The following is a 25,295-nucleotide window of genomic DNA, read 5'->3' on the forward strand; positions in this document are numbered from 1 at the left end:
GGTTCCGTAAGCACCTTACGGAACCCCTGGGGCCCCTCAGCCGTGTCCTAAGGTCCCTCCCGCCGCCGAAGATGCGGAACTCTCCCGATGTGGCCGCCCCACCTGGGGGACGAGAGTGAGACCAGCACGGAGAAACCCTCCGTGACCGGCCCTCTCACCAAGGACACACCATGTACGAGTACGAGCTCCAGCAGGCCCGCACCGCCGACCTCATCCGCCGCGCCGACCACGAACGCCTGGTCCGCGAGGCCGCCCGGGCCCGCCGCGCGACCCACCACTCGGCGGACGCACACTCCGCCGAGCACGAAAGCCATAGCCGCCGTTTCCGCCGGCTCCGGTCCGCCCGGACGACGTGAACACCGGGGCGGGACCGGCCACCGCCGTGGCCGCCCGCGGAGCAGCGGCCGTCGTTCGCACCGGAACGGCGGCCGCTGCTCCGGCCGTTCACCGGAAAACCGGTGCCGCGCCGTCAGACCCGCATGCGATGCTCGGGGCCGTGGAGACCAGGTCCGTCAGCCCCGTGTTCGTCGGCCGTGCCGAGGAACTGGGCACGCTGCACGACGCACTCGTACGCGCCTGCGAGGGCGAGCCCCAAGCGCTGCTCCTCGGCGGGGAGGCCGGAGTCGGCAAGACCCGCCTGGTCGAGGAGTTCGCCGCCGCAGCCCGCCGCCGCGGGGCGGTGGTCGCGCTCGGCGGCTGCGTGGAGATCGGCGCCGACGGGCTGCCCTTCGCCCCCTTCTCCACCGCGCTGCGCGCACTGCGCCGCGAACTCCCCGGCGAGCTGGCCGCCGCGGCCGCCGGCCAGGAGGAGGAACTGGCCCGCCTGCTGCCCGAGCTGGGCGAGTCGAGGGCCGGACGGCACGACGAGGACGGCATGGCCCGCCTCTTCGAGCTCACCGCGCGTCTGCTGGAGCGCGTCGCCGCCGAACACACCGTCGTCCTCGCCCTGGAGGACCTGCACTGGGCCGACGCCTCCACCCGGCATCTGCTCTCCTACCTCTTCCGCACCCTTCGCACCGGCCGCCTCGTCGTCCTCGCCACCTACCGTTCCGACGACATCCACCGCCGCCACCCGCTGCGGCCCCTGCTCGCCGAACTCGACCGGCTCCGCACGATCCGCCGCCTCGAACTCGCCCGCTTCAACCGCGACGAGGTGTGCCGCCAGGTCGCCGGGATCCTCGCCCACGAACCCGAGCCGGACCAGGTCGACGCGATCTTCGAACGCTCCGACGGCAACGCCTTCTTCGTCGAGGAACTCGCCGTCGCCGCCCACGAGGGCTGCCGGACCGGCCTGACCGACTCCCTGCGCGATCTGCTGCTGGTCCGCGTCGAAGGGCTGCCGGAGTCCGCCCAGCACGTCGCCCGGATCGTCGCCGAGGGCGGCTCCACCGTCGAGTACCGGCTGCTGGCCGCCGTCGCCCGGCTCGCCGAGGACGACCTCATCGAGGCGTTGCGGGCTGCCGTGAACGCCAGCATCCTCGCCCCCGCGCCCGGCGGCGACGGCTACCGCTTCCGGCACTCCCTGGTCCGCGAGGCCGTCAGCGACGACCTGCTCCCCGGCGAACGCTCCCGCCTCAACCGCCGCTACGCCGAAGCCCTGGAGAGCGACCCGGCCCTCGTCCCCGCAGACCAGCGGGCCACCCGCCTGGCCAGCTACTGGTACCACGCCCACGACGCCGCCAAGGCCCTGCCCGCCGTCCTCGAAGCCTCCGTGGCAGCCCGCCGCCGGCACGCCTACGCCGAGCAACTCCGGCTGCTGGAAAGGGCGATGGAACTGTGGGACAGCGCCCCCGAGGCCGTACGCCGTACCCTGCGCCCCGTTGACTACGCCGAGGTCTACCCTCCCCCTCTGCCTGAACGGCGTGGGGGGACCCCCAGCGGCTGCGACCCGGCCACCACCGCCCTGCGCTACCTGGACCTGCTGGCCGAGGCGGCCGTCGCCGGACGGCTCTGCGGGGAACGCGAACGGGCCCTGAAGATCACCAAGCGGGCGCTGCGCCTGCTCGAGGACGAGGCCGACCCCCTGCGCACCGCCTGGTTCTGGATCCAGCGCTCCCGGCTCGTGCAGCGGCTCGCCCGGGGCGACGGCTGGAAGGAGATCGCCACCGCCCAGGAGCTGGTCCGCGGCCTGCCGCCGTCCGAGGTGCACGCCGAGGTGCTGGCCACGGCCGCGCACTGGTCGATGCTCCGTGAGCCCGGCCCGGAGGCCCTCACGGCCGCCGAGCGGGCCGTCGAGTACGCGCGCATGGTGGGCGCCGACGAGATCGAGTCCAACGCCCGGCTCACCCTCGGCGGGCTCATGGTCGAGGCCGGGCAGATCGAAGCCGGGCTCGCCCACATGTACGAGGTCAGGGACGAGGTGGTGGTCCGTGGCCTCGCGGCCGTCGTGGGCCGCAGCCATGTGAACCTGCCCTCCACCCTGGAGGCCATCGGGCGCTCGCAGGAAGCCGTGAGCATCCTGCGCGAGGGCCTTCGGCACACCCGCACGATGGGACTGACCGAGTCCGAGGGCTGGGTCCGGGGCAACCTCGCCGAGTCGCTCATCTCCCTGGGCCGCTGGGACGAGGCCGCGGAGGCGGCCGTCAGCGCCCAGCGGCAAGGGCAGACGGCCGCGCCGTACGGGTCCGGCGCCACCAGCCTGGCGTTCCTCGCACTCGCCCGCGGCCAGGTGCCCGAGGCCGCCCGCCACCTCGCCGAGGCCCGCGCCTCCTACGGCCCGCACGACCCCATGCCCCAGCACGACCTGCCGATCTCCCGCCTCACCATCGCCGTCGCCGCCGCCGAGGGACGCCTGGCCGACGCCCGCGCCGAACTGGCCCGCACCCTGGAGTCCGGCTTCCCGCTCGGCACCCGGCGCTACGCCTGGCCGCTGCTGCTCGAAGCGGCCACCGCCGAGGCCGACACCCGGGCGCTGCCCGCCGCCCGCGACGGCCGCGAGGAGGCTCTGGAGGGCATCTTCGGCGCCGTCAAGCGCCTCACCACCCACGCCCCCGTCTGGCTCGCCCACGAGCAGTGGGTCCGCGCCGAGCTCCACCGCGCCGAGGGCCGGACCACCCCCGACGCCTGGTCGGAGGTGGTCACCGCCTTCGAGCCCCTGGACCGGCCCTATGACCTCGCCCGCGTCCGGTACCGCCTGGCCGATGCCCTGCTGGCGTGCGGCGGCGAGGACGAGCGCGACCGCGCCACGGAACTGCTCCGCCTCGCCCACACCGTCGCCCGCCACCTCGGGGCGCGGCCGCTCGCCGACGCCGCCACCGCGCTCGGGCGGCGCGCCCGCCTCCCGCTCACGCCCGCCGGGGAACCGGGCCCCGCGCCGGCCGACCCCGTCGAGGCCCTCGGCCTGACCAGCCGGGAACGGGACGTGCTGCGCCTGGTCGCCGCCGGTCACACCAACCGCCGGATAGCGCAGGAGCTGTTCATCTCGCCGAAGACGGCGAGCGTGCACGTCTCCAACATCCTCGGCAAGCTCGGCGTCTCCGGGCGGGGCGAGGCCGCGGCGGTGGCCCACCGGCTGGGGCTCTTCCCGGCGGAGATGCTCATGCCCGGTCCGGCGAGCTGAGGCATACGCTGCGAGGGACGTCGCGGAGGTCGTACCTCCCCGGGCCCAGGGAGGCTCCGTTGTTCAACGTGTTCGAGGAACTGTTCTCACCCGGGCGCAAGCACACCCGCGACGAGCAGAACCGCCTGGAACTGACCCGCGAGGACGTCGGGGACGGTGACCCCGGACGCGGACCGATAGATCTCGCGTCCGGGAAGGTCGTTGTACGCCCGCCCGGGGAGGAGCCGGAGCACCCGGAGAATCCGGAGAACCAGGGGGTCTAGCCCACCTTCAGTTCCAGGATCCGGTCGTCCCCGTCCTCCGGGCTGCCCCGGCCGTCCGTGTTGCTGGTCACCAGCCACAGCCGGTCGCCGCCCGCCGGCACCACCGTGCGCAGCCGGCCGTACTCGCCCTCCAGGAAGGCCTGCGGCTCGGCCGAGGCCTCGGTGCCGTTCAGCGGGATGCGCCACAGCCGCTTGCCGCGCAGGCCCGCCATCCAGACCGACCCCTCGGCGTAGGCGATGCCGCTGGGGGAGGCCTCGGCCGTGGTCCACTGGTCGATCGGGTTGTGGAACCGCTTGTCGTCGGAGCGGCCCTCGGCCTCCGGCCAGCCGTAGTTGTCGCCCGGCTTGATCGCGTTCAGCTCGTCCCAGGTGTCCTGCCCGAACTCCGCGGCGAACAGCCGCTGCTTGCCGTCCCAGGCGAGGCCCTGCACATTGCGGTGGCCGTACGAGTACACCGGCGAGTCCGGGAACGGGTTGCCCGGCGCCGGCTCGCCCTCCGGGGTCAGGCGCAGGATCTTGCCGCCCATGGAGTCCTTGTCCTGGGACAGGCCGGTGTCGCCGCTCTCGCCCGTGCCCACGTACAGCATCTTGTCCGGGCCGAACGCGATGCGACCGCCGTTGTGGATGAAGCCCTTGGGGATGCCCCTGAAGACCGTGTCGGGTGCGCCGAGCTGCTCGCCGGCGGGCTTCTGCTCGTCGTGGATCATGCGGACGATGCGGTTGTCCGAGGCGGACGTGAAGTACGCGTAGACCATGTGGTCCGACGCGTAGTCGGGGGAGAGGGCGATGCCGAGGAGGCCGCCCTCGCCGGCCGCCGAGACCCCCGGCACCTCGCCCAGTTCGGTCTTCCTGCCGGTCTTCTCGTCGACCCGGACGATCGTCCCGTCGTCCCGGGAGGCGACGAGCAGTCCGCCGCCCGGCAGCGGGGCGAGACCCCACGGGGACTCAAGACCCTCGGCGACGGTGCGCACGACCTCCACGGAGCCCTTGGCGGGAGGTGTCTCCTCGGCGGCCTGCCGCGGCGGTGCGGACGACCCCGGTGCCGTACGGCTCGGGGAGGAGCTGTCGTCGGTACCGGACGATCCTCCGCCGTCGGAGGAGCAACCGGCCGTCAGCAGGAGCGCGGCGGCGGCCAGCACGGCCGGGACGGCTCGACGATGCACGATCATGGTCCCTTCGACGGGGCGGGTCCTCTCCCTGTCATACACCGCTCGCGGCTCTGAGGTTCCCGATCACGGAAGGCCGAACCTTGAAAGCGGGGTTTGCCCGAAACGCACCCGGCGCGACCGGCTCAGTCCCACGACCCCTGGGCCGGGGGCAGCCGGGCTATCTCCTCGAGATCGTCGAGGGTCAGGCGCAGCGCCGTCGCGGCCGTGTTCTCGGTGACCCAGCGCTCCTGTTTCGTGCCCGGGACCGGGACCACGTGCGGGCCCTGGGCCAGCACCCATGCCAGGGCGACCTGGGCGGGCGTGACGTCCACGCCGTGCCGGCGGGCCACGCGGCGCAGGCCCGCGACGACCGGCTGGTTCGCGGCCATCATCTCGGCCGTGAAGCGGGGGTGCCGGGCGCGCGGGTCGTCCGCCTCGAAGCCCGCCCCGGGCCGCAGCCTGCCGGTCAGGAAGCCGTTGCCCAGCGGCATCGCGGCGAGGAAACCGACGCCCCGCGTCTGGCACCACGGCAGCAGCGTCTCCAGCGCCTCCGGCGACCACACCGACAGCTCCGCCTGCACCGCGCTCACCGGGAAGACCTGCTGCACCCGCTCCAGCTGCCGGATCGTCCCGTCGTGCAGCCGGGCCCCGGCACGGCGGCCGGCCCGCGCGCCCACCGCGCACAGGCCCAACGCCCGTACCTTCCCGGCCTGGACGAGCTCCGCCATCGCGCCCCAGGTCTCCTCGACCGGCACCTCCGGGTCGGCCCGGTGCAGCTGGTAGAGGTCTATGACGTCCGTCTGGAGCCGCCTCAGCGACGCGTCGCAGGCCCGCTTCACGTACCCGGGGCGGCCGTTGGCGACGATGTGCTGGTCGCCCACGAGCAGACCGACCTTCGTCGACACGAACGCGTCGGACCGGCGCTCCTTCAACGCCCGCCCCACCAGCAGCTCGTTGGTGAAGGGGCCGTACATGTCGGCCGTGTCCAGCAGGGACGCGCCCAGGTCGAGCGCCCGGTGCACCGCCCTGAGCGACTCGTCGCCGCGCCGCCTCGACGCGCTGTAGGCCCAGCTCATCGGCATGCACCCGAGTCCGACGGCCCCCACCGCGAGCGCCGCCGCGCCGATCGTCCTGCGCTCCACCTGGTCGTGACCCTCCCTGTTCGAGCCACCCCAACCTAACCTCTGCCGTCGCACGCTCCTGACATAGCCTCCAGAGCATGACTGCTGACGTGTGGCTGCCCATCCCGCCGGACGAGATCGAGGGACTCCCCGAGGGGCCGGACTACCGCTTCTGGAACGGTGCGCAGGACTTCCCCGCGGACCCGGCCGAGTGCGCCTTCTACGTCGTCCCCTACATGAAGCCCAGCCCGCTGTGCGTGCGGCCCCTGGGACGGATGAGCAACGTCCGGGTCGTGCAGACCCTCTCCGCCGGGATCGACCACGTGGAGCCGGGGCTCGGGCACCTGCCCGACGGCGTGCGGTTGTGCAACGCGCGCGGGGTGCACGAGGCCAGCACCGGCGAGCTCACCCTCGCGCTGATCCTCGCCTCGCTGCGCGGAATCCCCGACTTCGTCCGGGCGCAGGACCGGGGGGAGTGGCTCGGCGGATTCCGGCCGGCGCTCGCCGACAAGAACGTCCTCATCGTGGGATACGGCTCGATCGGCGAGGCCATCGAGGACCGGCTCGTTCCGTTCGAGGTGGCGCGGGTGGCGCGCGTCGCGCGCTCCGAGCGCACCACGGCGCGCGGGCCGGTGCATCCGCTCACCGAACTGCCCGCGCTGCTGCCGGAGGCGGACGTCGTCATCCTGTCCACGCCGCTCACCGAAACCACCCGTGGCCTGGCCGGGGCCGACTTCCTGTCCCGGATGAAGGACGGCGCGCTCCTCGTCAACGTCGCCCGCGGCCCCGTCGTCGACACCAAGGCCCTGCTCGCCGAGCTGGAGAGCGGCCGCATCACCGCCGCCCTCGACGTCACCGATCCGGAGCCGCTGGCGCGCGAACACCCCTTGTGGCGTGCGCCGGGGGTACTCATCAGCCCGCACGTCGGCGGACCCACCTCCGCGTTCCTTCCGCGCGCCAAGCGGCTCCTGGTGGACCAGTTGAACCGTTATGTGAACCGGGAGCCGCTCCGCAACGTGATCCTTACGACGGGTGCACCAACCGGCTGAGAGACCTTCGAGTACCGTCCGCAATCCTTCGGGCGCGGTGGGTACTCATGTACGTGTTGATCGTCACGGAGCGTAGAGAACCTATGTCCCTGAGTGACGAGACTGGTGTATCGTCCCGACAGGGGCTGCGCCGGGGACCGTTCGGCGCCGGGGACGGACAGTTCGGACTGTGAGGGGGGCGACAGGCGATGCACGGCCTTTGGACGAGCGATCCGACGGGACGGGGCTGCCGGCGGCGACCCGGGCGGACGGCCGCGAGCAGGCGCGGCCGGCACGCCGATCACGGCGGCCACCACACCCACCACAGCGAACGCGACAGCGCAGCGGCATCAACCGGGAGGGCCCGGTGAGCGCGCCCCCCACCCCCACGCTGGACGGAGCGCTGCGGGCACAGCCTCCGTCACCGGGCGCGCTGCTGCCTCGTACGCCGGCCTCCGGCCACCGGCCGGGCCTGGCCCTCCAGCTCGTCCTGGCCCTGATCTGCGCGGGATACGCCGCCGGTTCCGCGTTCGGCTGGGGTTCGTACGAACTGGCCCTGATCATGGGTGACTTCGGGCTGAGCGCCGCAGCCGGCGCCGCCGCCGTCTCGTGCTTCGTCTACGCCCGCAGCCGCCGCACCCGCTTTCGACCCGCCTGGCTGCTGTTCGGCCTCTCCTCGGCCATGGCCTCCCTGGGCAACCTGGTCTGGGGGTGGTACGAGGTGGTCCTGGGGCTGCCCGTGCCCAGTCCCAGCTACGCCGACCTGTTCTTCCTCTGCTTCGCGCCGCCCGCGATCGTCGGGCTGCTCGTGCTCGCCAAGCGGCCGGTGACCAAGGCCGGCTGGGTCTGCCTGGGTCTCGACGCCTGGCTGATCGGCGGCTCGCTGCTGACGCTGGCGTGGAGCCTCGCCCTCGCCCAGGCCGCGAAGTCGGAAGGCCCCGGAGTGGCGCACATCGCGCTGTCCCTGGCGTACCCGCTGCTCGACATCGCGCTGGTCAGCATGGTGCTCGCCCTGCACTTCAGGCGGTCCGCGGTGAACCGCTCAGCGGTCAACACCGCCATCGGGGCCCTCGCGCTGACCGTCATGTGCGACGCCCTGTTCACCTCGCCGCTCATGCACCACGACTACCGCTCCGGTCAGCTGCTCGACGCGGGCTGGTTCGCGGGCTCGCTGCTCCTGGCGTACGCCCCGTGGGCCGCGCCCCGCTCGGACGCCGACCGGCACGGCCCGGACCGGCACGGCACGACCGGGCACACCCGCGTGGTGCACGAGCACGTGCCCGGGCAGCGCAGCGGCCCCCCTCACGTGGCGCCGATGCCCGGAGCCGAGCACAGCAGCCGGTACCCGGTCGCCCGGCCCATCGCCGGCTCCCTCGCCGCCCTCACGCCGTATCTCGCGGCCGCCGTGTGCACCCTGGGCATCCTCTACAACGTCCTCAACGGCCGCAGCGTCGACCGCGTGGTCCTGCTGACGGGGGGCACCGTGGTGCTCGCGCTCGTGGTGCGCCAGGGCATCATGCTGCTCGACAACATCACCCTCACCCAGGAACTGGCGCAGAAGGAGAACCACTTCCGCTCCCTGGTGCAGGGCTCCAGCGACGTCATCATGATCGCCGCCCCCAGCGGCGTCCTCAGGTACGTCTCCCCGGCCGCCGCCGGGGTCTACGGCCGCTCGGCGGAGGAGCTGGTGGGTACGGAACTGGCCAACCTCATCCACCCCGAGGACCTGGGCTGCGTCGTGCACGAGGTGCGCAGATTCCTCGCCGCCGACCCGGTCGAGGAACCCACCACGCGCATCGAGTGCCGCTTCCGCTCGGGCGACGGAGGCTGGCTGAATGTCGAGTCGACCGTCAACCGCCATCACGGCGGCCTCATCTTCAACAGCCGCGACGTGACCGAACGGGTGCGGCTCCAGGCCCAGTTGCAGCACAACGCCGAGCACGACCCGCTCACGGACCTGCCCAACCGGGCCCTGTTCACCAAGCGCGTGCAGCACGCCCTCTCGGGCCGCCGCGCCTCGGACCGGGGCCTGGCCCTGCGGAACACGGCCGTGCTGTTCATCGACCTCGACGGCTTCAAGGCCGTCAACGACACGATCGGGCACCAGGCCGGGGACGAGCTGCTCGTCCAGGCCGCCCGCAGACTCCAGGACTCCGTCCGGCACGGCGACACCGCGTCCCGGCTCGGCGGAGACGAGTTCGCGGCCCTGATCGCCGGGGACGACACCCGCGACCGGGACGCCCGCGAGCGGCACATCCTGGAGCTCGCCGACCGCCTCAGGACGACCCTGTCCCAGCCCTACCTCATCGACGGCAACGATGTCCGGGTCAACGCCTCCATCGGCGTGGCCTTCGCGGAGGCGGGCCTCGGCGCGGGCGAACTGCTGCGCAACGCCGACCTGGCCATGTACCGCGCCAAGGCCGGCGGCAAGGGCCGCGTCGAGCTGTACAAGCCGCAGATGCAGCAGGACGTTGTCCGCAAGGCCGAGCTCGCCACCCGCCTGCGGGCCGCGCTGCACGACGGGGAGTTCGCCCTGCTGCACCAGCCGGTGGTGTCCCTGGAGGACGGCCGGATCACGTCGGTGTCCGCGCAGGCGCGCTGGCGCTCCTCGCAAGGGGTGCTCTTCACCCCGGCTGAGTTCCTGCGCGTGGCCGAGGACAGTGACAAGACCGCCGAGCTGGGCCGGTGGATGATCGAGGAGGCCGTCGAGCAGGCCGCCGAGCGGCACACGACCGGGCTGTCCGTGCCGGTCGTGGTCCGCATGAGCGCCCGCCGGCTGCTGGACCGGTCGATGCCGCTCGGCTCGATCGAGGCGCTGCTCACGCGGCACGGCCTGCCGTCCGGGTCGCTGATCATCGAGCTGTCGGACGCCGACCCGAAGGTCTCGCTGGACGAGCTGGAGCGGCGCCTGGGTGCCCTGCGGCGGGTCGGAGTACGGATCGCGCTCGACGGGTTCGGCAGCGGCTATGCGGCGATCACGGCCCTCAGGCGGCTCCCCGTCGACGTCCTGAAGCTCGACCGCGGTCTGGTCGAGGGCGTCGTCGAGTCCGCCCGGCTGCACAAGATCACCGGCGGGCTGCTGCGCATCGCCGGTGACCTCGGGCTGAAGTCCGTGGCCGAAGGGGTGGATCTGCCCGAGCAGGTCACCGCCCTGCGCGCGATGGGCTGCACGCACGGGCAGGGCATGGCGTTCTCCGGGCCGCTCGACGAGTACCGGCTGCGCCGGGCCCTCGCCTACGGTCGCTATCCGGTGCCGAACGGACCGGGCGAACCGGCGTTCGCGGGCGGCGCCACGCGGGTGTACAGCTCGGGGGTGTCCGCCGTCATCGGAGGCGGCACGGTCCTCCGCTCACATAATGAGACTCCCGTCCCACCCACTTGACAGTGAGTGCGTGCCGGGGAGAGGGTCAGTGCCATGCGCACCCGAATTCTCGTACTTGGAAAGCGCGTCGGCTGACGCTGAGCCTCGACCGCTCAGCGACCCCACCCGGCGCGCTCCCCTCGCTTGCCTTATGGCACGAGGGGTTTTTTGTTGCACAGGCACCCTTCGTGCAACAGCCGAAGACCGCACGAACCTCGCAAAAACCCTCAGCATCTGAGAAGAGAATGCCGATGACCGAGCAGGCCACCGGGGCCCACCACCCGCAGCCCCGGCCCCGATCCGGAGGACACTCCGCCCCCGAGCAGGTGACGGGCGCGCAGTCCCTCATCCGCTCTCTCGAGGAGGTCGGCGCCGACACGGTATTCGGCATTCCCGGCGGCGCGATCCTCCCGGCCTACGACCCGCTGATGGACTCCACCAGGGTGCGCCACGTCCTGGTCCGGCACGAGCAGGGCGCCGGTCACGCCGCCACCGGCTACGCGCAGGCCACCGGCAGGGTCGGCGTCTGCATGGCCACCTCGGGCCCCGGCGCCACCAACCTGGTCACCCCGATCGCCGACGCGCACATGGACTCCGTGCCGCTGGTCGCGATCACCGGCCAGGTGGCGTCCAAGGCGATCGGCACGGACGCCTTCCAGGAGGCGGACATCGTCGGCATCACCATGCCGATCACCAAGCACAACTTCCTCGTCACCAAGGCCGAGGACATCCCGCGGATCATCGCCCAGGCGTTCCACATCGCCTCCACCGGCCGCCCCGGCCCGGTCCTGGTCGACATCGCCAAGGACGCCCTCCAGGCGAAGACCACCTTCTCCTGGCCGCCCGCCATGGATCTGCCCGGCTACCGCCCGGTGACCAAGCCGCACGCCAAGCAGATCCGCGAGGCCGCCAAGCTGATCACGCAGGCCAAGCGGCCCGTGCTGTATGTCGGTGGCGGCGTGCTCAAGGCCAAGGCCACGGCCGAGCTGAAGGTCCTCGCCGAGCTCACCGGCGCGCCCGTCACCACCACGCTGATGGCGCTCGGCGCGTTCCCCGACAACCACCCGCAGCACCTGGGCATGCCCGGCATGCACGGCTCGGTGGCCGCCGTCACCGGACTGCAGAAGGCCGACCTGATCGTCGCCCTCGGTGCCCGCTTCGACGACCGCGTCACCGGCAAGCTGGACAGCTTCGCCCCCTTCGCCAAGATCGTCCACGCGGACATCGACCCGGCCGAGATCGGCAAGAACCGCGCCGCGGACGTGCCGATCGTGGGTGACGCCCGCGAGGTCATCGCCGACCTGATCCAGGCCGTGCAGAAGGAGCACAGCGAGGGCCACCAGGGCGACTACAGCGCATGGTGGAAGGATCTGAGCCGCTGGCGCGACACCTACCCGCTCGGCTACGACCAGCCCGACGACGGCTCGCTCTCCCCGCAGCAGGTCATCGAGCGCATCGGACAGCTCGCCCCCGAGGGCACGATCTTCGCGGCGGGCGTCGGCCAGCACCAGATGTGGGCCGCCCACTTCATCGAGTACGACAAGCCCGGCACCTGGCTGAACTCCGGCGGCGCCGGAACCATGGGCTACGCCGTCCCGGCCGCCATGGGCGCCAAGGCCGGAGCACCCGACAAGGCCGTCTGGGCGATCGACGGAGACGGCTGCTTCCAGATGACCAATCAGGAGCTCACCACCTGCGCCCTGAACAACATCCCGATCAAGGTCGCCGTCATCAACAACGGCGCCCTCGGGATGGTCCGCCAGTGGCAGACCCTCTTCTACAACCAGCGGTACTCCAACACCGTCCTGCACTCCGGCCCGGACGACGTCAACCCCGAGGCCCGCGGCACCCGCGTCCCCGACTTCGTGAAGCTGTCGGAGGCCATGGGCTGCTACGCGATCCGCTGCGAGTCCCCGGACGACCTCGACAAGGTCATCGAAGAGGCGAACTCCATCAACGACCGCCCGGTCGTCGTCGACTTCATCGTCCACGAGGACGCGATGGTCTGGCCGATGGTCGCCGCCGGCACCTCCAACGACGAGATCATGGCCGCCCGGGACGTCCGCCCCGACTTCGGCGACAACGAAGACGACTGAGAGCCGTAAAGGAAGCAGATCATGTCCAAGCACACGCTCTCCGTCCTCGTGGAGAACACCCCCGGCATCCTCGCCCGGATCGCCGCCCTGTTCTCCCGCCGCGGGTTCAACATCGACTCGCTCGCGGTCGGCGTCACCGAGCACCCCGACATCTCCCGCATCACCATCGTCGTCGGCGTGGAGGACCTGCCGCTGGAGCAGGTCACCAAGCAGCTCAACAAGCTCGTCAACGTGCTGAAGATCGTCGAGCTGGAGCCGTCGCAGGCGGTGCAGCGCGAACTCGTCCTGGTGAAGGTGCGCGCCGACAACGAGACGCGCTCCCAGATCGTCGAGATCGTCCAGCTGTTCCGCGCCAAGACCGTCGACGTCTCACCGGAGGCCGTCACCATCGAGGCCACCGGATCCGGCGAGAAGCTGACCGCGATGCTCAAGATGCTGGAGCCGTACGGCATCAAGGAGCTCGTCCAGTCCGGCACGATCGCGATCGGCCGCGGTGCCCGTTCCATCACGGACCGGTCGCTGCGCGCCCTGGACCGGTCGGCGTAAGACCAGAAACGGGCGGTCGGCGCGCCGTCGGCCGCCCGTATTCCGAGACCCCGAGACTTCCCTTCCGCCCCCCGTCATACGGTGGGACGCAACACCTGCACTCCCGAGGAGAGAACCCAAAGTGGCCGAGCTGTTCTACGACGCCGACGCCGACCTGTCCATCATCCAGGGCCGCAAGGTCGCGGTCATCGGTTACGGCAGCCAGGGCCACGCCCACGCGCTGTCGCTCCGTGACTCGGGTGTCGACGTGCGCGTCGGTCTGCACGAGGGATCCAAGTCCAAGGCCAAGGCCGAGGAGCAGGGCCTGCGGGTGGTGAGCCCGTCGGAGGCCGCCGCCGAGGCCGACGTCATCATGATCCTCGTCCCGGACCCGATCCAGGCCCAGGTCTACGAGGAGCACATCGCCCCGAACCTGAACGACGGCGACGCCCTGTTCTTCGGCCACGGCCTGAACATCCGCTACGGCTTCATCAAGCCCCCGGCCGGCGTGGACGTCTGCATGGTCGCCCCGAAGGGCCCGGGCCACCTGGTCCGCCGCCAGTACGAGGAGGGCCGCGGCGTTCCGTGTATCGCCGCCGTCGAGCAGGACGCCACGGGCAACGCCTTCGCGCTGGCCCTGTCGTACGCGAAGGGCATCGGCGGCACCCGCGCCGGCGTCATCAAGACGACCTTCACCGAGGAGACCGAGACCGACCTGTTCGGTGAGCAGGCCGTCCTCTGCGGTGGCACCGCGGCGCTGGTCAAGGCGGGCTTCGAGACGCTGACCGAGGCCGGCTACCAGCCGGAGATCGCCTACTTCGAGTGCCTGCACGAGCTGAAGCTGATCGTGGACCTCATGTACGAGGGCGGCCTGGAGAAGATGCGCTGGTCGATCTCCGAGACCGCCGAGTGGGGCGACTACGTCACCGGCCCGCGCATCATCACGGACGCCACCAAGGCCGAGATGAAGAAGGTCCTCGCCGAGATCCAGGACGGTACCTTCGCCCAGCAGTGGATGGACGAGTACCACGGCGGCCTGAAGAAGTACAACGAGTACAAGAAGCAGGACTCCGAGCACCTGCTGGAGACCACCGGCAAGGAGCTGCGCAAGCTCATGAGCTGGGTCGACGAGGAGGCGTAAGCCTCACGGCCGAGGGGCCGGAGCGAGCTGCTCCGGCCCCTTCGGGCAACCCGGGGTAACGTCGGAGGTGCGGCGTTGTCCAACCCGTCCGGCCACGGACGAGTGATCCTTCCGCAGCGGCACAAGACGACGCCAGGTGCGCCACTAGACTGCTGCACACATACATACGCGTCAGGCCCACAGCGTCGTGCGTCTTCCACGCGGCAAGCATCCCTCCACCGCCTGCGGCCGTCGGGACGGCCGTCCGCAGCACTGGACTTGTGAGGACTCACGTGAGCTCGAAACCCGTCGTACTCATCGCTGAAGAGCTGTCGCCCGCCACCGTCGACGCGCTGGGCCCGGACTTCGAGATCCGGCACTGCAACGGCGCGGACCGAGCCGAACTGCTCCCGGCCATCGCCGATGTGGACGCGATCCTGGTCCGCTCGGCCACCAAGGTCGACGCCGAGGCGATCGCCGCCGCGAACAAGCTGAAGGTCGTCGCACGAGCCGGCGTCGGCCTGGACAACGTGGACGTCTCCGCCGCCACCAAGGCCGGCGTGATGGTCGTCAACGCCCCCACCTCGAACATCGTGACCGCCGCCGAACTGGCCTGCGGTCTGCTGGTCGCCACGGCCCGCAACATCCCGCAGGCCAACGCCGCGCTGAAGAACGGCGAGTGGAAGCGCAGCAAGTACACCGGCGTCGAGCTGGCCGAGAAGACCCTCGGTGTCGTGGGCCTCGGCCGTATCGGCGCGCTCGTCGCGCAGCGCATGTCGGCCTTCGGCATGAAGGTCGTCGCCTACGACCCCTACGTGCAGCCCGCCCGCGCCGCGCAGATGGGCGTCAAGGTGCTGTCGCTGGACGAGCTGCTCGAGGTCTCCGACTTCATCACCGTCCACCTCCCCAAGACCCCCGAGACCCTCGGCCTGATCGGCGACGAGGCGCTGCGCAAGGTCAAGCCGAGCGTGCGCATCGTCAACGCCGCGCGCGGCGGGATCGTCGACGAGGAGGCGCTGTACTCCGCCCTCAAGGAGGGCCGGGTCGCCGGTGCCGGTCTCGACGTGTACGCGAAGGAGCCCTGCACGGACTCCCCGCTGTTCGAGTTCGACCAGGTCGTGTGCACCCCGCACCTCGGTGCCTCCACCGACGAGGCGCAGGAGAAGGCCGGTATCGCCGTCGCCCGCTCGGTGCGCCTCGCCCTCGCCGGTGAGCTCGTGCCGGACGCGGTGAACGTGCAGGGCGGTGTCATCGCCGAGGACGTCAAGCCGGGTCTGCCGCTCGCCGAGCGTCTGGGCCGGATCTTCACCGCGCTCGCCGGTGAGGTCGCGGTCCGCCTCGACGTCGAGGTGTACGGCGAGATCACCCAGCACGACGTGAAGGTGCTGGAGCTGTCCGCGCTCAAGGGTGTCTTCGAGGACGTCGTCGACGAGACGGTGTCCTACGTCAACGCCCCGCTGTTCGCGCAGGAGCGCGGCGTCGAGGTGCGCCTCACCACCAGCTCCGAGGCGACCGAGCACCGCAACGTCGTCACGGTGCGCGGCACCCTCGCCGACGGCGAGGAGGTGTCGGTGTCCGGCACGCTGGCCGGCCCCAAGCACCTGCAGAAGCTCGTCGCCGTCGGGGAGTTCGACGTCGACCTTGCGCTCGCCGACCACATGATCGTGCTGAAGTACGAGGACCGGCCGGGCGTCGTCGGCACGGTGGGCCGCATCCTCGGCGAGGCCGGTCTCAACATCGCCGGCATGCAGGTGTCGCGGGCGGCGGCCGGTGGCGAGGCGCTGGCGGTGCTGACCGTGGACGACACGGTGACCGCCGCTGTGCTGGCCGAAGTGGCGGCCGAGATCGGGGCCACGTCCGCCCGTTCCGTGAACCTGGCCTGACCCTCCCGGGGGGCTCCCACCCCCAGGACCCCGTTCGCCTCGAACGGACTCGTCCTCAAACGCCGGACGGGCTGAGTTGATCAGCCTGTCCGGCGTTTGTCCGTACCCGGACCCGCCGCAGGGTCACCGCCCCCGCAACCGCCGCCGCGGCCAGCAGAACCGCGCCCGTGACCGCCGCCGCGTGCATGCCGCTGGTGAAGGCCTCGCGTGCCGCCGTCGCCAGGGCGTCCCCCGCGCGCCCAGGGAGCCGGTCGGCCACGGCCAGGGCGCCGCCCAGCGTCTCGCGGGCCGCGGCGGGTGCCGAGGACGGGATCTCGTGGCGGTAGACGGCCGTGCCGATGGAACCGAGGAACGCCATGCTCAGCGCGCCGCCGAACTCCGTGCCGGTCTCCAGCAGGGACGAGGCCGCGCCCGCCTTCTCCACCGGGGCGGAGCTCAGGGCCAGGTCGGCCACCTGGGACATGACGGCGACGATGCCGCAGGCCAGGACGGCGCACGCGGCCAGCAGCAGCCAGAGGGAGTCCGTGCCTGCCAGAGCCAGCATCACGTAGCCGCACGCGGCGACCGCGAAGCCGCCGCCGACGACGTACGCACGGGGAACGCCCCGCTGGACGAGGTGGGCGCCGACCGGGGCCGCGAAACCGATGGGCACCGACGGCAGCAGGCTCCACAGCGCCGCCCCGAGGGGGCTGTTGCCCAGGACCGACTGGATGTACTGGGTCGTGAAGTACGCCGAGCCCATCATGCCGAAGGCGGCGACGAGGTTGAGGACGACGGCCGGGCTGAAGCCGCGGCCCCGGAACAGCTCCGGCGAGATCAGCGGGGAGACGGCCGTGCGCTGACGGTGGACGAACAGCGCGGCGAACAGCAGGCCGACGGTCACCGACATCACGTAGCGCACATGCCAGCCCTGTGACGCGAGTTCCTTCAGGCCGTAGATCACGGGGAGGACCGCCGCCATCGACAGGGGGACGCTCAGCAGGTCGAAGCGGCCGGGGTTCGGGGTGCGCGACTCGGGCAGCAGGACGGGTCCCAGGACCAGGAGCAGCAGCATCGCGGGCAGGTTGACCAGGAAGACCGAGCCCCACCAGAAGTGCTCGACGAGCACCCCGCTCATCACCGAGCCGAGCGCGATGCCGGCCGTCATCACACCCGACCACACGCCGATCGCCTTGGTGCGCTGCGCGGGGTCGGTGAACATCGTGCGCACGAGCGCCATGGTCGACGGCATCAGCGTCGCGCCGCCGATGCCGAGGACGGCGCGGGCCGCGATGAGGGTCTCGGCGCTGGTGGCGTAGGCCGCGACCAGGGAGGCGGTGCCGAAGGCGGCGGCGCCGATCAGCAGGAGCCTGCGGCGGCCGATGCGGTCGCCCAGCGCGCCCATCGTCATCAGCAGGCCGGCCAGCACGAAGCCGTAGATGTCGAAGATCCACAGCTGCTGGGTGGCGCTCGGTTCCAGGTCGGCGCTGATCGCGGGGACCGCGAAGTACAGGACGGAGACGTCCATGGAGACCAGCAGCAGCGGGAGCATCAGCACGCCCAGGGCCGTCCATTCGCGGCGGCCGGCGAGGGCGGGAGGCGGCGGGTTCGTCGTCATGGACTGGACTGTACGAGCGTATTAAACGCTTGTCTAGTACGACTGTGTAATACGAGCGTCTGGATCGGGGAGTAGGGTGGCGAGCCATGGGACACCGTGAGGATCTGCTCGAGGGCGCCAAGCGCTGCCTGCTGGCGAAGGGCTTCCTGCGCACGACAGCGCGCGACATCGTCAAGGAGTCGGGGACCAACCTGGCGTCGATCGGCTACCACTACGGCTCGAAGGACGCGCTGCTGGCGCAGGCGTACGTCGAGATGGTGGAGGGCATGTCCGACGCCTTCGAGGGGGGCGGCGAACTGCGGGGCGAGCCGGGGTCGTTGGAGCGGTTCACCGGGGTGTGGGCGAACATCATCGGGACCATGCGCGACCCCGGGTCCATGTGGCGGCTCAGCATGGAGATCGTGGCCATGGGGGACCAGCTGCCGGAGGTGCGGGAGCATCTCGCGCGGGCCCAGCGGGAGGGGGCGCGCGGCATCGTGACGCTCTTCCACGGCGGGCTCGAGGACGACGTGACGGACGAGCAGGTGGACACCCTCGGGTACTTCTACCTGACCCTGATGATGGGCCTCATGGCGCAGTGGACCTTCGACCCGAAGAGCGCTCCGGAGGCCGCACAGCTCGCCGCGGGGCTCCGCCGGGTGATCGAGGCCGCCGAAGGAAAGTGACGCGTCCCGATCACCCGGGGGCGCGGACGACCGAGTCGATGGCGGACGCGGTGTCGGGGGCGGTCCGGGTGGGGGTGTGGGCCGTCTCGGTCCAGGGGCGCCCGGCCGACACCCACACGCTGCGGGCACCGGCGGCGGCCGCGCCGGCGATGTCGGCGTGCGGGGAGTCGCCGATCACCCAGGCGCCGTCGAGGCCGGCGCCGACGGTGGCGGCAGCGGCGTGGAAGATCTCCGGCGCGGGCTTCTTGTGGCCGACGGCCTCGGAGACGACCCAGCCGTGGGTCAGCGTGTCGAGGCCGGCGGTGCGGATCTTCGCCTCCTGCTGTGCGGTACGGCCGTTGGTGACGATGACCAGGGTCCAGCCGGCGGTGGCCGCTCGGGCGAGGGCGGTGCGGACGGGGCCGGACAGGACCACGCGGTCGGCCGCGCCCCGGTCGAGCAGGGAGCGGACGGCCGGGCCGGGTGCCCTCTCGCCGTACCGCGCGTGCACGGCCCGGGCCACCTCGGCGCGGGGCGTGTAGCCGCCGGCGTCGACGGTCATCAGCCACTCGGCGTCGTGCGCGGGCAGGGCGTGCTCGGCCAGGAAGTCCGCGACGGCCGCCCGGAACGCGGCGTCCCGGTCGACCAGGGTGTTGTCCAGGTCGAGCAGCAGCAGGGGCACCGTCGGGGCGCTCCTCACAGTCGGTGTGCCTTCAGGGCCATGTGCAGCAGCAGACGGTCCTCTCCGTCGTCCAGGTCGAGTCCGGTGAGCTTCTCGATCCGGGACAGGCGGTAGTAGAGGGTCTGGCGGTGGATGCCCAGCTCGGCGGCGGCCCGGGCGGCCTGGCCGGCGCAGTCGAGGTAGACCTCGGCGGTCCGGGCCAGTTCGTGGTGGACCGGGGCGAGCAGGGTGCGGGCGACGGGGTCGTGGGCGATCTCCGGGGGCAGGGCGGTGAGCAGCCGGAACGGCCCGATCGACGCCCACCGCGCGACCGGCCCCAGCCGCGCCTCCGCCAGCGCCGCCCGGGCGGCCGACGACGCCTCCCACCAGGCGGCCGCCAGGTCGGCGAGGCCGGAGCGGGGGGTGGCGACACCGGCGGCAGCGTTGTCGGCTCCGCGGGAGGCGCCTCCGGGACGGTCGAGCGGGGTGGCGCCGGCCGCTCCGCGGGAGCCTGTCGGGTGGGCTTCGGCTGAGCGTGAGGCCCCTCTGCTCGTCGGGCCCGCGGGGGCGCCGTCCGTGGCGCCGGTGGTGGATCCGCCCGAGCCCCTGGCGCCCGACCCCTGCACTGTGGCGCTCGACGGGCCGGTCCCCCCGCGCGCCCGGTCCAGCAACCGCCCCGCCGCCGTCGTCGCCGGTGTCAGGACGTCGGGGGCGCGCAGGCGGATCAAGACGGCCAGGCACTGGGCCGTCACCCCCCACGGCAGGGCGCACAGGGCCGTCGCGCCCGGGACCGCGCGGACCGACGGGGCGTCGTCCGGGTCCTCCGAGGGCCAGGGGGCGATGCACATCAAGGCGTGGAGGCCGTCGGCTCGGGGGCCGAGGGCCGTGCGGAGCTCGGCGATGGCCATGTCGCTCTGCCAGCCGCGCTCGGCGGTGAGGACGGCCCTCAGCTCGCGGCTGAGGTCGGCGCCGTGCTGGGCCTCGTCCGCGAGCAGGGCGCCGATCCGGGCTGTGACCCGCATGGCGGCGGCGAGCTGGGGTTCGCTCGGGCCGGGATCGTCGTCCAGGAGCCAGACGTAGCCGTGGACCACGCCCCTGTGGCGCACGGGGAGGCAGATCCGGCCCCGGTAGACCCCGGCCTCCGGCGTCGGGGGGATGCGGACCGGGCCCGTCGCGCGCGTGATGCCGAAGCCCTCGAACCACGCCCGGACCGCGGCCGTCGAGCGGCGGGTGAGGATCGAGCGGGTGCGCACCGGGTCCAGGGCCGACGGATCGAGGTCGCCCTCACTGTCGTACGCCCCGAAGGCGAGCAGCTCGAAGTCCCGGTTCTCCAAGGTCGCGGGCGCGCCGAGCAGCTCCGAGATCTCGTCGACCAGCTCCTCGTAGTCGCCCCTGTGTTCCGACGTCACCCGGGCATTGTCCCGCACTCCGCGGACCCCTTCATACATCTGTCTGAGATCTGCGGCACGGATGCGTGACAGCTGTCGATGGCAGACGATCGGAGGGATCCTTAGGTTTCACGGTGGTTCTCCGTGCCGCACCCGACGCGTCATCCGCGAGGGGTCCGGCCTTCACGTTGCTTGTGCTCTGGAGGTGCCCCGTGCTGGGTCCCGTGATTCTCGCCGCGTCACGCAGCGACCGGATGCGACGCCTGATCTCGGCGGCCCCGGTGACCAAGCAGGTCGTCGACCGCTTCATCCCGGGCGAGGACGTCGACGGCATCGTCCCCGTCGTCCGGGAGCTGGCCGGTCAGGGCCTGGAGCTGACGATGGACGTCGTCGGCGAGGACATCACCAACCCCGCGCAGGCCGCCGCGGCCCGGGACGCCTACCTGGAGCTCGTCGACCGCCTCAAGCCGCTGGAGCTCGGTACCCGCGCCGAGATGTCGGTGAAGCTGTCGATGTTCGGGCAGGCGCTCCAGGGCGGCCACGAGCTGGCCCTGAAGAACGTCCGCCCGGTCGTCGAGGCCGCCGCCGAGATCGGCACCACGGTCACGCTCGACGCCGAGGACCACACCACCCTCGACTCGATGTTCGCCATCCACGAGGAACTGCGGAAGGACTTTCCGCAGACCGGCTGCGTCATCCAGGCCTACCTCTTCCGCACCGAGGCCGACGCCCGCCGCCTCGCCGCGAACGGCAGCCGGGTCCGCCTGGTCAAGGGCGCGTACAAGGAGCCGGCCTCGGTCGCGTACCAGGACAAACACGAGATCGACCGGGCATACGTTCGGATTCTGAGGACGTTGATGGAGGGGGAGGGGTACCCGATGATCGGGTCCCACGACCCGCGCCTGATCGCGATCGGCCAGGAACTCGCCCACCAGGCCGGGCGCAAGCTCGACGAGTACGAGTTCCAGATGCTCTACGGCATCCGCGGCGAGGAGCACCTGCGGCTGGCCGCCGAGGGCCACCGGATGCGCGTGTACACCGCCTACGGCACCGACTGGTACGGCTACTTCATGCGCCGCCTCGCGGAGAAGCCGGCCAACCTGCGCTTCTTCGCCCGTTCGATGCTCACCAAGGGCTGACGCTCTTCAAGGGCTGAGACCGAAACACCGCTCACTAAGGAGTTACGGAAAACATGGACGCTGTGACCCAGGTCCCCACCCCCGTCAACGAGCCGGTGCACGGCTACGCCCCCGGCTCCCCCGAGCGGGCCCGGCTGGAGGCCCGGCTGAAGGAGCTGGCCGACAACCCCGTCGACCTGCCCTGCACCATCGGCGGCGAGAAGCGGATGGGCGGCGGCGAGGCCTTCCAGGTCGTCCAGCCGCACAACCACCAGGCCGTGCTCGGCACGTACCGCAACGCCACGCAGGCGGACGCCCAGGACGCCATCGACGCGGCCCTGGCCGCCGCGCCCGCCTGGCGCGCCCTGTCCTTCGACGACCGAGCGGCGATCATCCTGCGCGCCGCCGAACTGCTGTCGGGCCCCTGGCGCGAGACGCTCGCCGCCTCGACCATGCTCGGCCAGTCGAAGACCGCCCAGCAGGCCGAGATCGACACGCCCTGCGAGCTGATCGACTTCTGGCGCTTCAACGTCTCCTACGCCCGCAACCTGCTGGCCGAGCAGCCGCCGGCCAACGCCCCGGGCGTGTGGAACCGGCTGGACCACCGCCCGCTGGAGGGCTTCGTCTACGCGATCACGCCCTTCAACTTCACCGCCATCGCGGGCAACCTGCCGACGGCCCCCGCCCTGATGGGCAACGTCGTCGTCTGGAAGCCGTCCCCGACCCAGACCCACGCCGCCGTGCTGCTCATGCAGCTGCTGGAGGAGGCCGGTCTGCCCAAGGGCGTCATCAACCTCGTCACCGGCGACGGCATCGAGGTCTCGAAGGTCGCCCTGGAGCACCGGGACCTCGCCGGCATCCACTTCACCGGCTCGACCAAGACCTTCCAGTACCTGTGGAAGACGGTCGGCAACAACATCGAGAAGTACCGCACCTACCCGCGCCTCGTCGGCGAGACCGGCGGCAAGGACTTCCTCGTCGCCCACCCGTCGGCCGACCCGGCGATCCTGAAGACGGCGCTCACCCGCGGTGCCTTCGAGTACCAGGGCCAGAAGTGCAGCGCCACGTCCCGGGCGTACGTCCCCGCCTCGATCTGGAACTCCGGCTTCAAGGAGGAGTTCGCCGCCGAGGTCGACGGCATCAAGATGGGTGACGTCACCGACCTGTCGAACTTCATCGGCGCCGTCATCGACGAGCGTGCCTTCGCCAAGAACAAGGCCGCCATCGACCGCGCCAAGGACGACGCCTCCTGCACGATCGTCGCGGGCGGCACCTACGACGACTCCGAGGGGTACTTCGTCCGCCCGACCGTCATCGAGTGCGACGACCCGGAGAACGAGGTCTTCCGCACCGAGTACTTCGGCCCGATCCTCGCCGTGCACGTCTACGAGGACGACAAGTACGAGGAGATGCTGACTCAGATGGAGTCGGTCTCCGACTACGCCCTCACCGGCTCGGTCATCGCGGGCGACCGCGCGGCCGCCGCCCACACGGCGGACAGGCTCCGCTACGCGGCCGGCAACTTCTACATCAACGACAAGTCCACCGGCGCCGTCGTCGGCCAGCAGCCCTTCGGCGGCGGCCGCGCCTCCGGCACCAACGACAAGGCGGGCGCCCCGCAGAACCTGATGCGCTGGACGCTGACCCGCGCCATCAAGGAGACGCTGGTCCCGCCGACGGACTACACGTACCCGCACATGGGCTGAGCCCCTGAAGGAACCGACGGGCCGGGTCGTGCGACCCGGCCCGTCGGCGTGCCGGTCGTCGGACGCGACGGGCGATGCGGCCCGTCAGCTCACGGATGCGGGACCAGGACGATCCCGCCCCTGCTGCGGCCCTCCTCGGCCCGTTCGTGGGCCTGGGCGGCCTTCGTGAGGGGCAGGGTCGTCGCCACGTGGACGCGGATGCGGCGATCGGCCAGGAGCGGGGCGATCCGGGACAGCAGAGCGCCCGACGGATCGGCGCGGACGAGGGCGAAGCGCAGGCCCCGGGCCTCCGCGTCCTCGGGGGCCAGGCCCAGGTCGGCCGGGACGGTGCAGAGCAGGATGCCGTTCGGGTGCAGGGTGTCGAGGGTGCGCAGGGCGTCGTCGCCGCCGACCAGGTCGAGGGCTGCGTCGATGTCGTGGACGGACTCCGCCAAGTCGCCGGCGGTGTCGTCGACGAGTTCGTCGGCGCCCAGGTCGCGCAGGAAGCCGTGGTCCTCGGCGGCGGCGACGCCGATGACGTACGCGCCCTCCGCCTTGGCCAGTTGCACCGCCACGTGCCCGGCTCCGCCCGCCGCAGCGCGGACCAGGACGCGGCTGCCCGGGCCGATCCGGGCGATGTCGATCAGGGCGTGCCAGGCGGTGAGCACCGCCGTCGGGGCGGCGGCCGCGTGGGCGTGGTCCAGCCCGGCGGGTCGCGCCGCGAAGTGGCCGGCCGGCGCGGTGACGTGCGTGGCGTGGCCGCCGCCGTCGATCCGGCCGAACACCTCGTCGCCGGGCCGGAACCGGGTGACCCCGGCCCCCACCTCCTCGACCTCCCCGGACACGTCGTGCCCGAGCGTGAACGGCGGATCCCCGTACAGCGGCACGGTCCCGGACCGGGCCGTCCGGTCCGCCGGGTCGACCGCGGCCGCGTGCACCCGGAGCAGGAGCTCGCCGGGGCCGGGGTCGGGCCGCGGGCGCTCTTCGATCTCCAGGACGTCCGGGCCGCCGAAGCGGTGCTGGGTGACCACCTGGGTGCGGGGCGCTGCCGTGGTCATCGGGTCTCCCTCCCGGAGCCGGACCCTTCCATCGTGCGCGGACAACGGGTCGAGAGCCACCCGGCCCGTTCGCATACTGGTCCGATGACCACCCGAGCGCGCACCGCCCACACCGCCGACCTCACCCCCGCCGAACTGGACGCCGTGCGCGGCCTCCTGGAAGCCGCCTTCGAGGGCGACTTCGGCGACGAGGACTGGGACCACGGCCTCGGCGGCGTGCACGCCCTCGTCCACGACGACTCGGGGCTCGCCGCGCACGGAGCGGTCGTGATGCGCCGGGTGCGGCACCGCGGCCGGTGGCTGCGCGCCGGGTACGTCGAGAACGTCGCCGTCCGCGCCGACGTCCGCCGCACCGGCCTCGGCGGGCAGGTCATGGCGGAACTGGAACGCGTCGTCGAGCGCGCCTACGACCTCGGCGCCCTCTCCGCCAGCGACGACGGGGCCCGGCTCTACACCTCCCGCGGCTGGCAGCCGTGGACCGGGGAGGTGCACGCCCTCAGCCCCCGGGACGGCGACGTCCGCCTGCCGGACGAGGAGGGGAGCACCTACGTACGCACCGCCCTGGCCGGTCCCCTCGACCCCGCGCACGCGCTGCTCTTCGACTGGCGCGACGGCGACGTGCTCTAGAGATCACCGCAGGTCAGCACGGTGTGACTCAATCCACCGTCTCAGATAGTAGGAAGTCCGAGTAATTGTGGAGACAGACGCTCCGGCCTCCCTTAGCTTTGTAGGAGCCGAACGTCTCGCTCGACCAAGCGAATGGCGGTCGTGAGCCGGGCCCTGTGCAGGCAACCCCTGCGGCCGGTGCTCCCCGCCTCTTCCGGCGTCTCGTAACCCCTTACTCCGCACTCCGTGCTGTCCGAAGGAGTCGATTTCCCATGGCCGAGACGACCGTCCGCCGCCGAGTCCGTCACGTCTCCCGTTCGACCGAGTCCGACCGCAAGAACGCCGCCGCAGCGCTCCAGCGCGCCCTCGACCGCAGGGACAACGGCGGATCCAGCGGCCACTGAGCCGCAGCAGGACCGGGAGCCGCCCGACGA

20 protein-coding genes are annotated in these 25,295 nt (G+C 72.0%); 14 read left to right on the forward strand and 6 right to left on the reverse strand.

Translation table 11 applies throughout. The features are described from left to right. Positions 1 to 170: 170 nt before the first annotated feature. From ACIRDU_RS36355 to ACIRDU_RS36365, 3 genes are all read left to right on the forward strand, one after another. A complete protein-coding gene (locus tag ACIRDU_RS36355) occupies positions 171 to 356 on the forward strand; it encodes a hypothetical protein (protein WP_403588077.1) in 186 nt (61 codons plus the stop codon). A gap of 128 nt (positions 357 to 484) precedes the next feature. Then, a complete protein-coding gene (locus ACIRDU_RS36360; protein ID WP_403588080.1) occupies positions 485 to 3,559 on the forward strand; it encodes an AAA family ATPase in 3,075 nt (1,024 codons plus the stop codon). A gap of 68 nt (positions 3,560 to 3,627) precedes the next feature. Next, complete coding sequence (locus tag ACIRDU_RS36365; protein WP_403588148.1) at positions 3,628 to 3,822, forward strand: DUF6191 domain-containing protein; 195 nt, start codon at positions 3,628 to 3,630, stop codon at positions 3,820 to 3,822. On the opposite strand, the gene ACIRDU_RS36370 is transcribed toward ACIRDU_RS36365, so the two are convergent. Both ACIRDU_RS36370 and ACIRDU_RS36375 read right to left on the reverse strand, forming a co-directional pair. Then, positions 3,819 to 4,991 carry a PQQ-dependent sugar dehydrogenase gene (locus tag ACIRDU_RS36370; RefSeq protein ID WP_403588083.1) on the reverse strand — a complete coding sequence of 391 codons (1,173 nt, stop codon included), beginning with the start codon at positions 4,989 to 4,991 and terminating at the stop codon, positions 3,819 to 3,821. The genes ACIRDU_RS36365 and ACIRDU_RS36370 overlap by 4 nt on opposite strands. Positions 4,992 to 5,113: 122 nt before the next feature. Then, positions 5,114 to 6,112 (reverse strand): aldo/keto reductase, encoded by a 999-nt coding sequence (locus ACIRDU_RS36375; RefSeq protein ID WP_403588086.1) that lies wholly within the window; start codon positions 6,110 to 6,112, stop codon positions 5,114 to 5,116. Between the two features lie 77 nt (positions 6,113 to 6,189). Here ACIRDU_RS36375 and ACIRDU_RS36380 point away from each other — a divergent pair, with 77 nt between their 5' ends. From ACIRDU_RS36380 to serA, 6 genes are all read left to right on the forward strand, one after another. Next, positions 6,190 to 7,140, forward strand: coding sequence for a 2-hydroxyacid dehydrogenase (locus ACIRDU_RS36380; protein ID WP_403588089.1), 951 nt, complete (start codon positions 6,190 to 6,192; stop codon positions 7,138 to 7,140). 346 nt (positions 7,141 to 7,486) lie between these two features. After that, entirely contained in the window at positions 7,487 to 10,501 is a 3,015-nt protein-coding gene (locus ACIRDU_RS36385; protein WP_403588092.1) for a putative bifunctional diguanylate cyclase/phosphodiesterase, read from the forward strand. Positions 10,502 to 10,725: 224 nt separating this feature from the next. Continuing rightward, positions 10,726 to 12,576 (forward strand): acetolactate synthase large subunit, encoded by a 1,851-nt coding sequence (locus ACIRDU_RS36390; protein WP_403588095.1) that lies wholly within the window; start codon positions 10,726 to 10,728, stop codon positions 12,574 to 12,576. Between the two features lie 21 nt (positions 12,577 to 12,597). Further along, complete coding sequence (gene ilvN, locus ACIRDU_RS36395) at positions 12,598 to 13,122, forward strand: acetolactate synthase small subunit (RefSeq protein ID WP_003993148.1); 525 nt, start codon at positions 12,598 to 12,600, stop codon at positions 13,120 to 13,122. Between the two features lie 121 nt (positions 13,123 to 13,243). Beyond that, the gene (ilvC, locus tag ACIRDU_RS36400; RefSeq protein WP_031137995.1) at positions 13,244 to 14,242 is read left to right on the forward strand and encodes a ketol-acid reductoisomerase; all 999 of its coding nucleotides are present in this window, start codon (positions 13,244 to 13,246) and stop codon (positions 14,240 to 14,242) included. Positions 14,243 to 14,514: 272 nt separating this feature from the next. Continuing rightward, on the forward strand, positions 14,515 to 16,104 hold the full coding sequence (serA, locus tag ACIRDU_RS36405) for a phosphoglycerate dehydrogenase (RefSeq protein ID WP_403588099.1): 1,590 nt from the start codon (positions 14,515 to 14,517) through the stop codon (positions 16,102 to 16,104). Positions 16,105 to 16,159: 55 nt separating this feature from the next. On the opposite strand, the gene ACIRDU_RS36410 is transcribed toward serA, so the two are convergent. After that, the gene (locus tag ACIRDU_RS36410; protein WP_403588101.1) at positions 16,160 to 17,701 is read right to left on the reverse strand and encodes an MFS transporter; all 1,542 of its coding nucleotides are present in this window, start codon (positions 17,699 to 17,701) and stop codon (positions 16,160 to 16,162) included. An 86-nt stretch (positions 17,702 to 17,787) separates the two neighbouring features. Between ACIRDU_RS36410 and ACIRDU_RS36415 the strand changes: the two genes are divergently transcribed. Beyond that, positions 17,788 to 18,366: a TetR/AcrR family transcriptional regulator gene (locus tag ACIRDU_RS36415; protein WP_403588104.1), complete on the forward strand. Its 579-nt coding sequence runs from the start codon at positions 17,788 to 17,790 to the stop codon at positions 18,364 to 18,366. 10 nt (positions 18,367 to 18,376) lie between these two features. On the opposite strand, the gene ACIRDU_RS36420 is transcribed toward ACIRDU_RS36415, so the two are convergent. Together ACIRDU_RS36420 and ACIRDU_RS36425 are read right to left on the reverse strand one after the other, a co-directional pair. Beyond that, positions 18,377 to 19,027 carry an HAD family hydrolase gene (locus ACIRDU_RS36420; protein WP_403588106.1) on the reverse strand — a complete coding sequence of 217 codons (651 nt, stop codon included), beginning with the start codon at positions 19,025 to 19,027 and terminating at the stop codon, positions 18,377 to 18,379. Positions 19,028 to 19,041: 14 nt separating this feature from the next. Then, complete coding sequence (locus ACIRDU_RS36425; RefSeq protein WP_403588109.1) at positions 19,042 to 20,454, reverse strand: PucR family transcriptional regulator; 1,413 nt, start codon at positions 20,452 to 20,454, stop codon at positions 19,042 to 19,044. A 152-nt stretch (positions 20,455 to 20,606) separates the two neighbouring features. On the opposite strand from ACIRDU_RS36425, the gene ACIRDU_RS36430 reads away from it, so the two are divergent. Both ACIRDU_RS36430 and pruA read left to right on the forward strand, forming a co-directional pair. After that, the gene (locus ACIRDU_RS36430; protein ID WP_403588111.1) at positions 20,607 to 21,533 is read left to right on the forward strand and encodes a proline dehydrogenase family protein; all 927 of its coding nucleotides are present in this window, start codon (positions 20,607 to 20,609) and stop codon (positions 21,531 to 21,533) included. A 53-nt stretch (positions 21,534 to 21,586) separates the two neighbouring features. Then, on the forward strand, positions 21,587 to 23,218 hold the full coding sequence (gene pruA / locus ACIRDU_RS36435; protein WP_403588114.1) for an L-glutamate gamma-semialdehyde dehydrogenase: 1,632 nt from the start codon (positions 21,587 to 21,589) through the stop codon (positions 23,216 to 23,218). An 89-nt stretch (positions 23,219 to 23,307) separates the two neighbouring features. On the opposite strand, the gene ACIRDU_RS36440 is transcribed toward pruA, so the two are convergent. Continuing rightward, positions 23,308 to 24,255: an NADP-dependent oxidoreductase gene (locus tag ACIRDU_RS36440; RefSeq protein ID WP_403588116.1), complete on the reverse strand. Its 948-nt coding sequence runs from the start codon at positions 24,253 to 24,255 to the stop codon at positions 23,308 to 23,310. 84 nt (positions 24,256 to 24,339) lie between these two features. Here ACIRDU_RS36440 and ACIRDU_RS36445 point away from each other — a divergent pair, with 84 nt between their 5' ends. Further along, positions 24,340 to 24,882 carry a GNAT family N-acetyltransferase gene (locus ACIRDU_RS36445; RefSeq protein WP_403588118.1) on the forward strand — a complete coding sequence of 181 codons (543 nt, stop codon included), beginning with the start codon at positions 24,340 to 24,342 and terminating at the stop codon, positions 24,880 to 24,882. A gap of 251 nt (positions 24,883 to 25,133) precedes the next feature. Continuing rightward, positions 25,134 to 25,265, forward strand: a complete 132-nt coding sequence (locus tag ACIRDU_RS36450) for a hypothetical protein (RefSeq protein ID WP_403588120.1) — start codon at positions 25,134 to 25,136, stop codon at positions 25,263 to 25,265. The last annotated feature ends 30 nt before the right edge of the window (positions 25,266 to 25,295 follow it).

Origin of the sequence: Streptomyces sp. NPDC093598 (assembly GCF_044764825.1) — a bacterium.
Taxonomy (GTDB): domain Bacteria; phylum Actinomycetota; class Actinomycetes; order Streptomycetales; family Streptomycetaceae; genus Streptomyces.

Coding starts and splice junctions, on each gene's coding strand:
- ACIRDU_RS36355 (WP_403588077.1), top strand. CDS start 171: ATGTACGAGTACGAGCTCCAGCAGGCCCGCACCGCCGACCTCATCCGC.
- ACIRDU_RS36360 (WP_403588080.1), top strand. CDS start 485: ATGCTCGGGGCCGTGGAGACCAGGTCCGTCAGCCCCGTGTTCGTCGGC.
- ACIRDU_RS36370 (WP_403588083.1), bottom strand. CDS start 4,991: ATGATCGTGCATCGTCGAGCCGTCCCGGCCGTGCTGGCCGCCGCCGCG.
- ACIRDU_RS36380 (WP_403588089.1), top strand. CDS start 6,190: ATGACTGCTGACGTGTGGCTGCCCATCCCGCCGGACGAGATCGAGGGA.
- ACIRDU_RS36390 (WP_403588095.1), top strand. CDS start 10,726: ATGCCGATGACCGAGCAGGCCACCGGGGCCCACCACCCGCAGCCCCGG.
- ilvN (WP_003993148.1), top strand. CDS start 12,598: ATGTCCAAGCACACGCTCTCCGTCCTCGTGGAGAACACCCCCGGCATC.
- ACIRDU_RS36410 (WP_403588101.1), bottom strand. CDS start 17,701: ATGACGACGAACCCGCCGCCTCCCGCCCTCGCCGGCCGCCGCGAATGG.
- ACIRDU_RS36415 (WP_403588104.1), top strand. CDS start 17,788: ATGGGACACCGTGAGGATCTGCTCGAGGGCGCCAAGCGCTGCCTGCTG.
- ACIRDU_RS36425 (WP_403588109.1), bottom strand. CDS start 20,454: ATGTATGAAGGGGTCCGCGGAGTGCGGGACAATGCCCGGGTGACGTCG.
- pruA (WP_403588114.1), top strand. CDS start 21,587: ATGGACGCTGTGACCCAGGTCCCCACCCCCGTCAACGAGCCGGTGCAC.
- ACIRDU_RS36440 (WP_403588116.1), bottom strand. CDS start 24,255: ATGACCACGGCAGCGCCCCGCACCCAGGTGGTCACCCAGCACCGCTTC.
- ACIRDU_RS36445 (WP_403588118.1), top strand. CDS start 24,340: ATGACCACCCGAGCGCGCACCGCCCACACCGCCGACCTCACCCCCGCC.
- ACIRDU_RS36450 (WP_403588120.1), top strand. CDS start 25,134: ATGGCCGAGACGACCGTCCGCCGCCGAGTCCGTCACGTCTCCCGTTCG.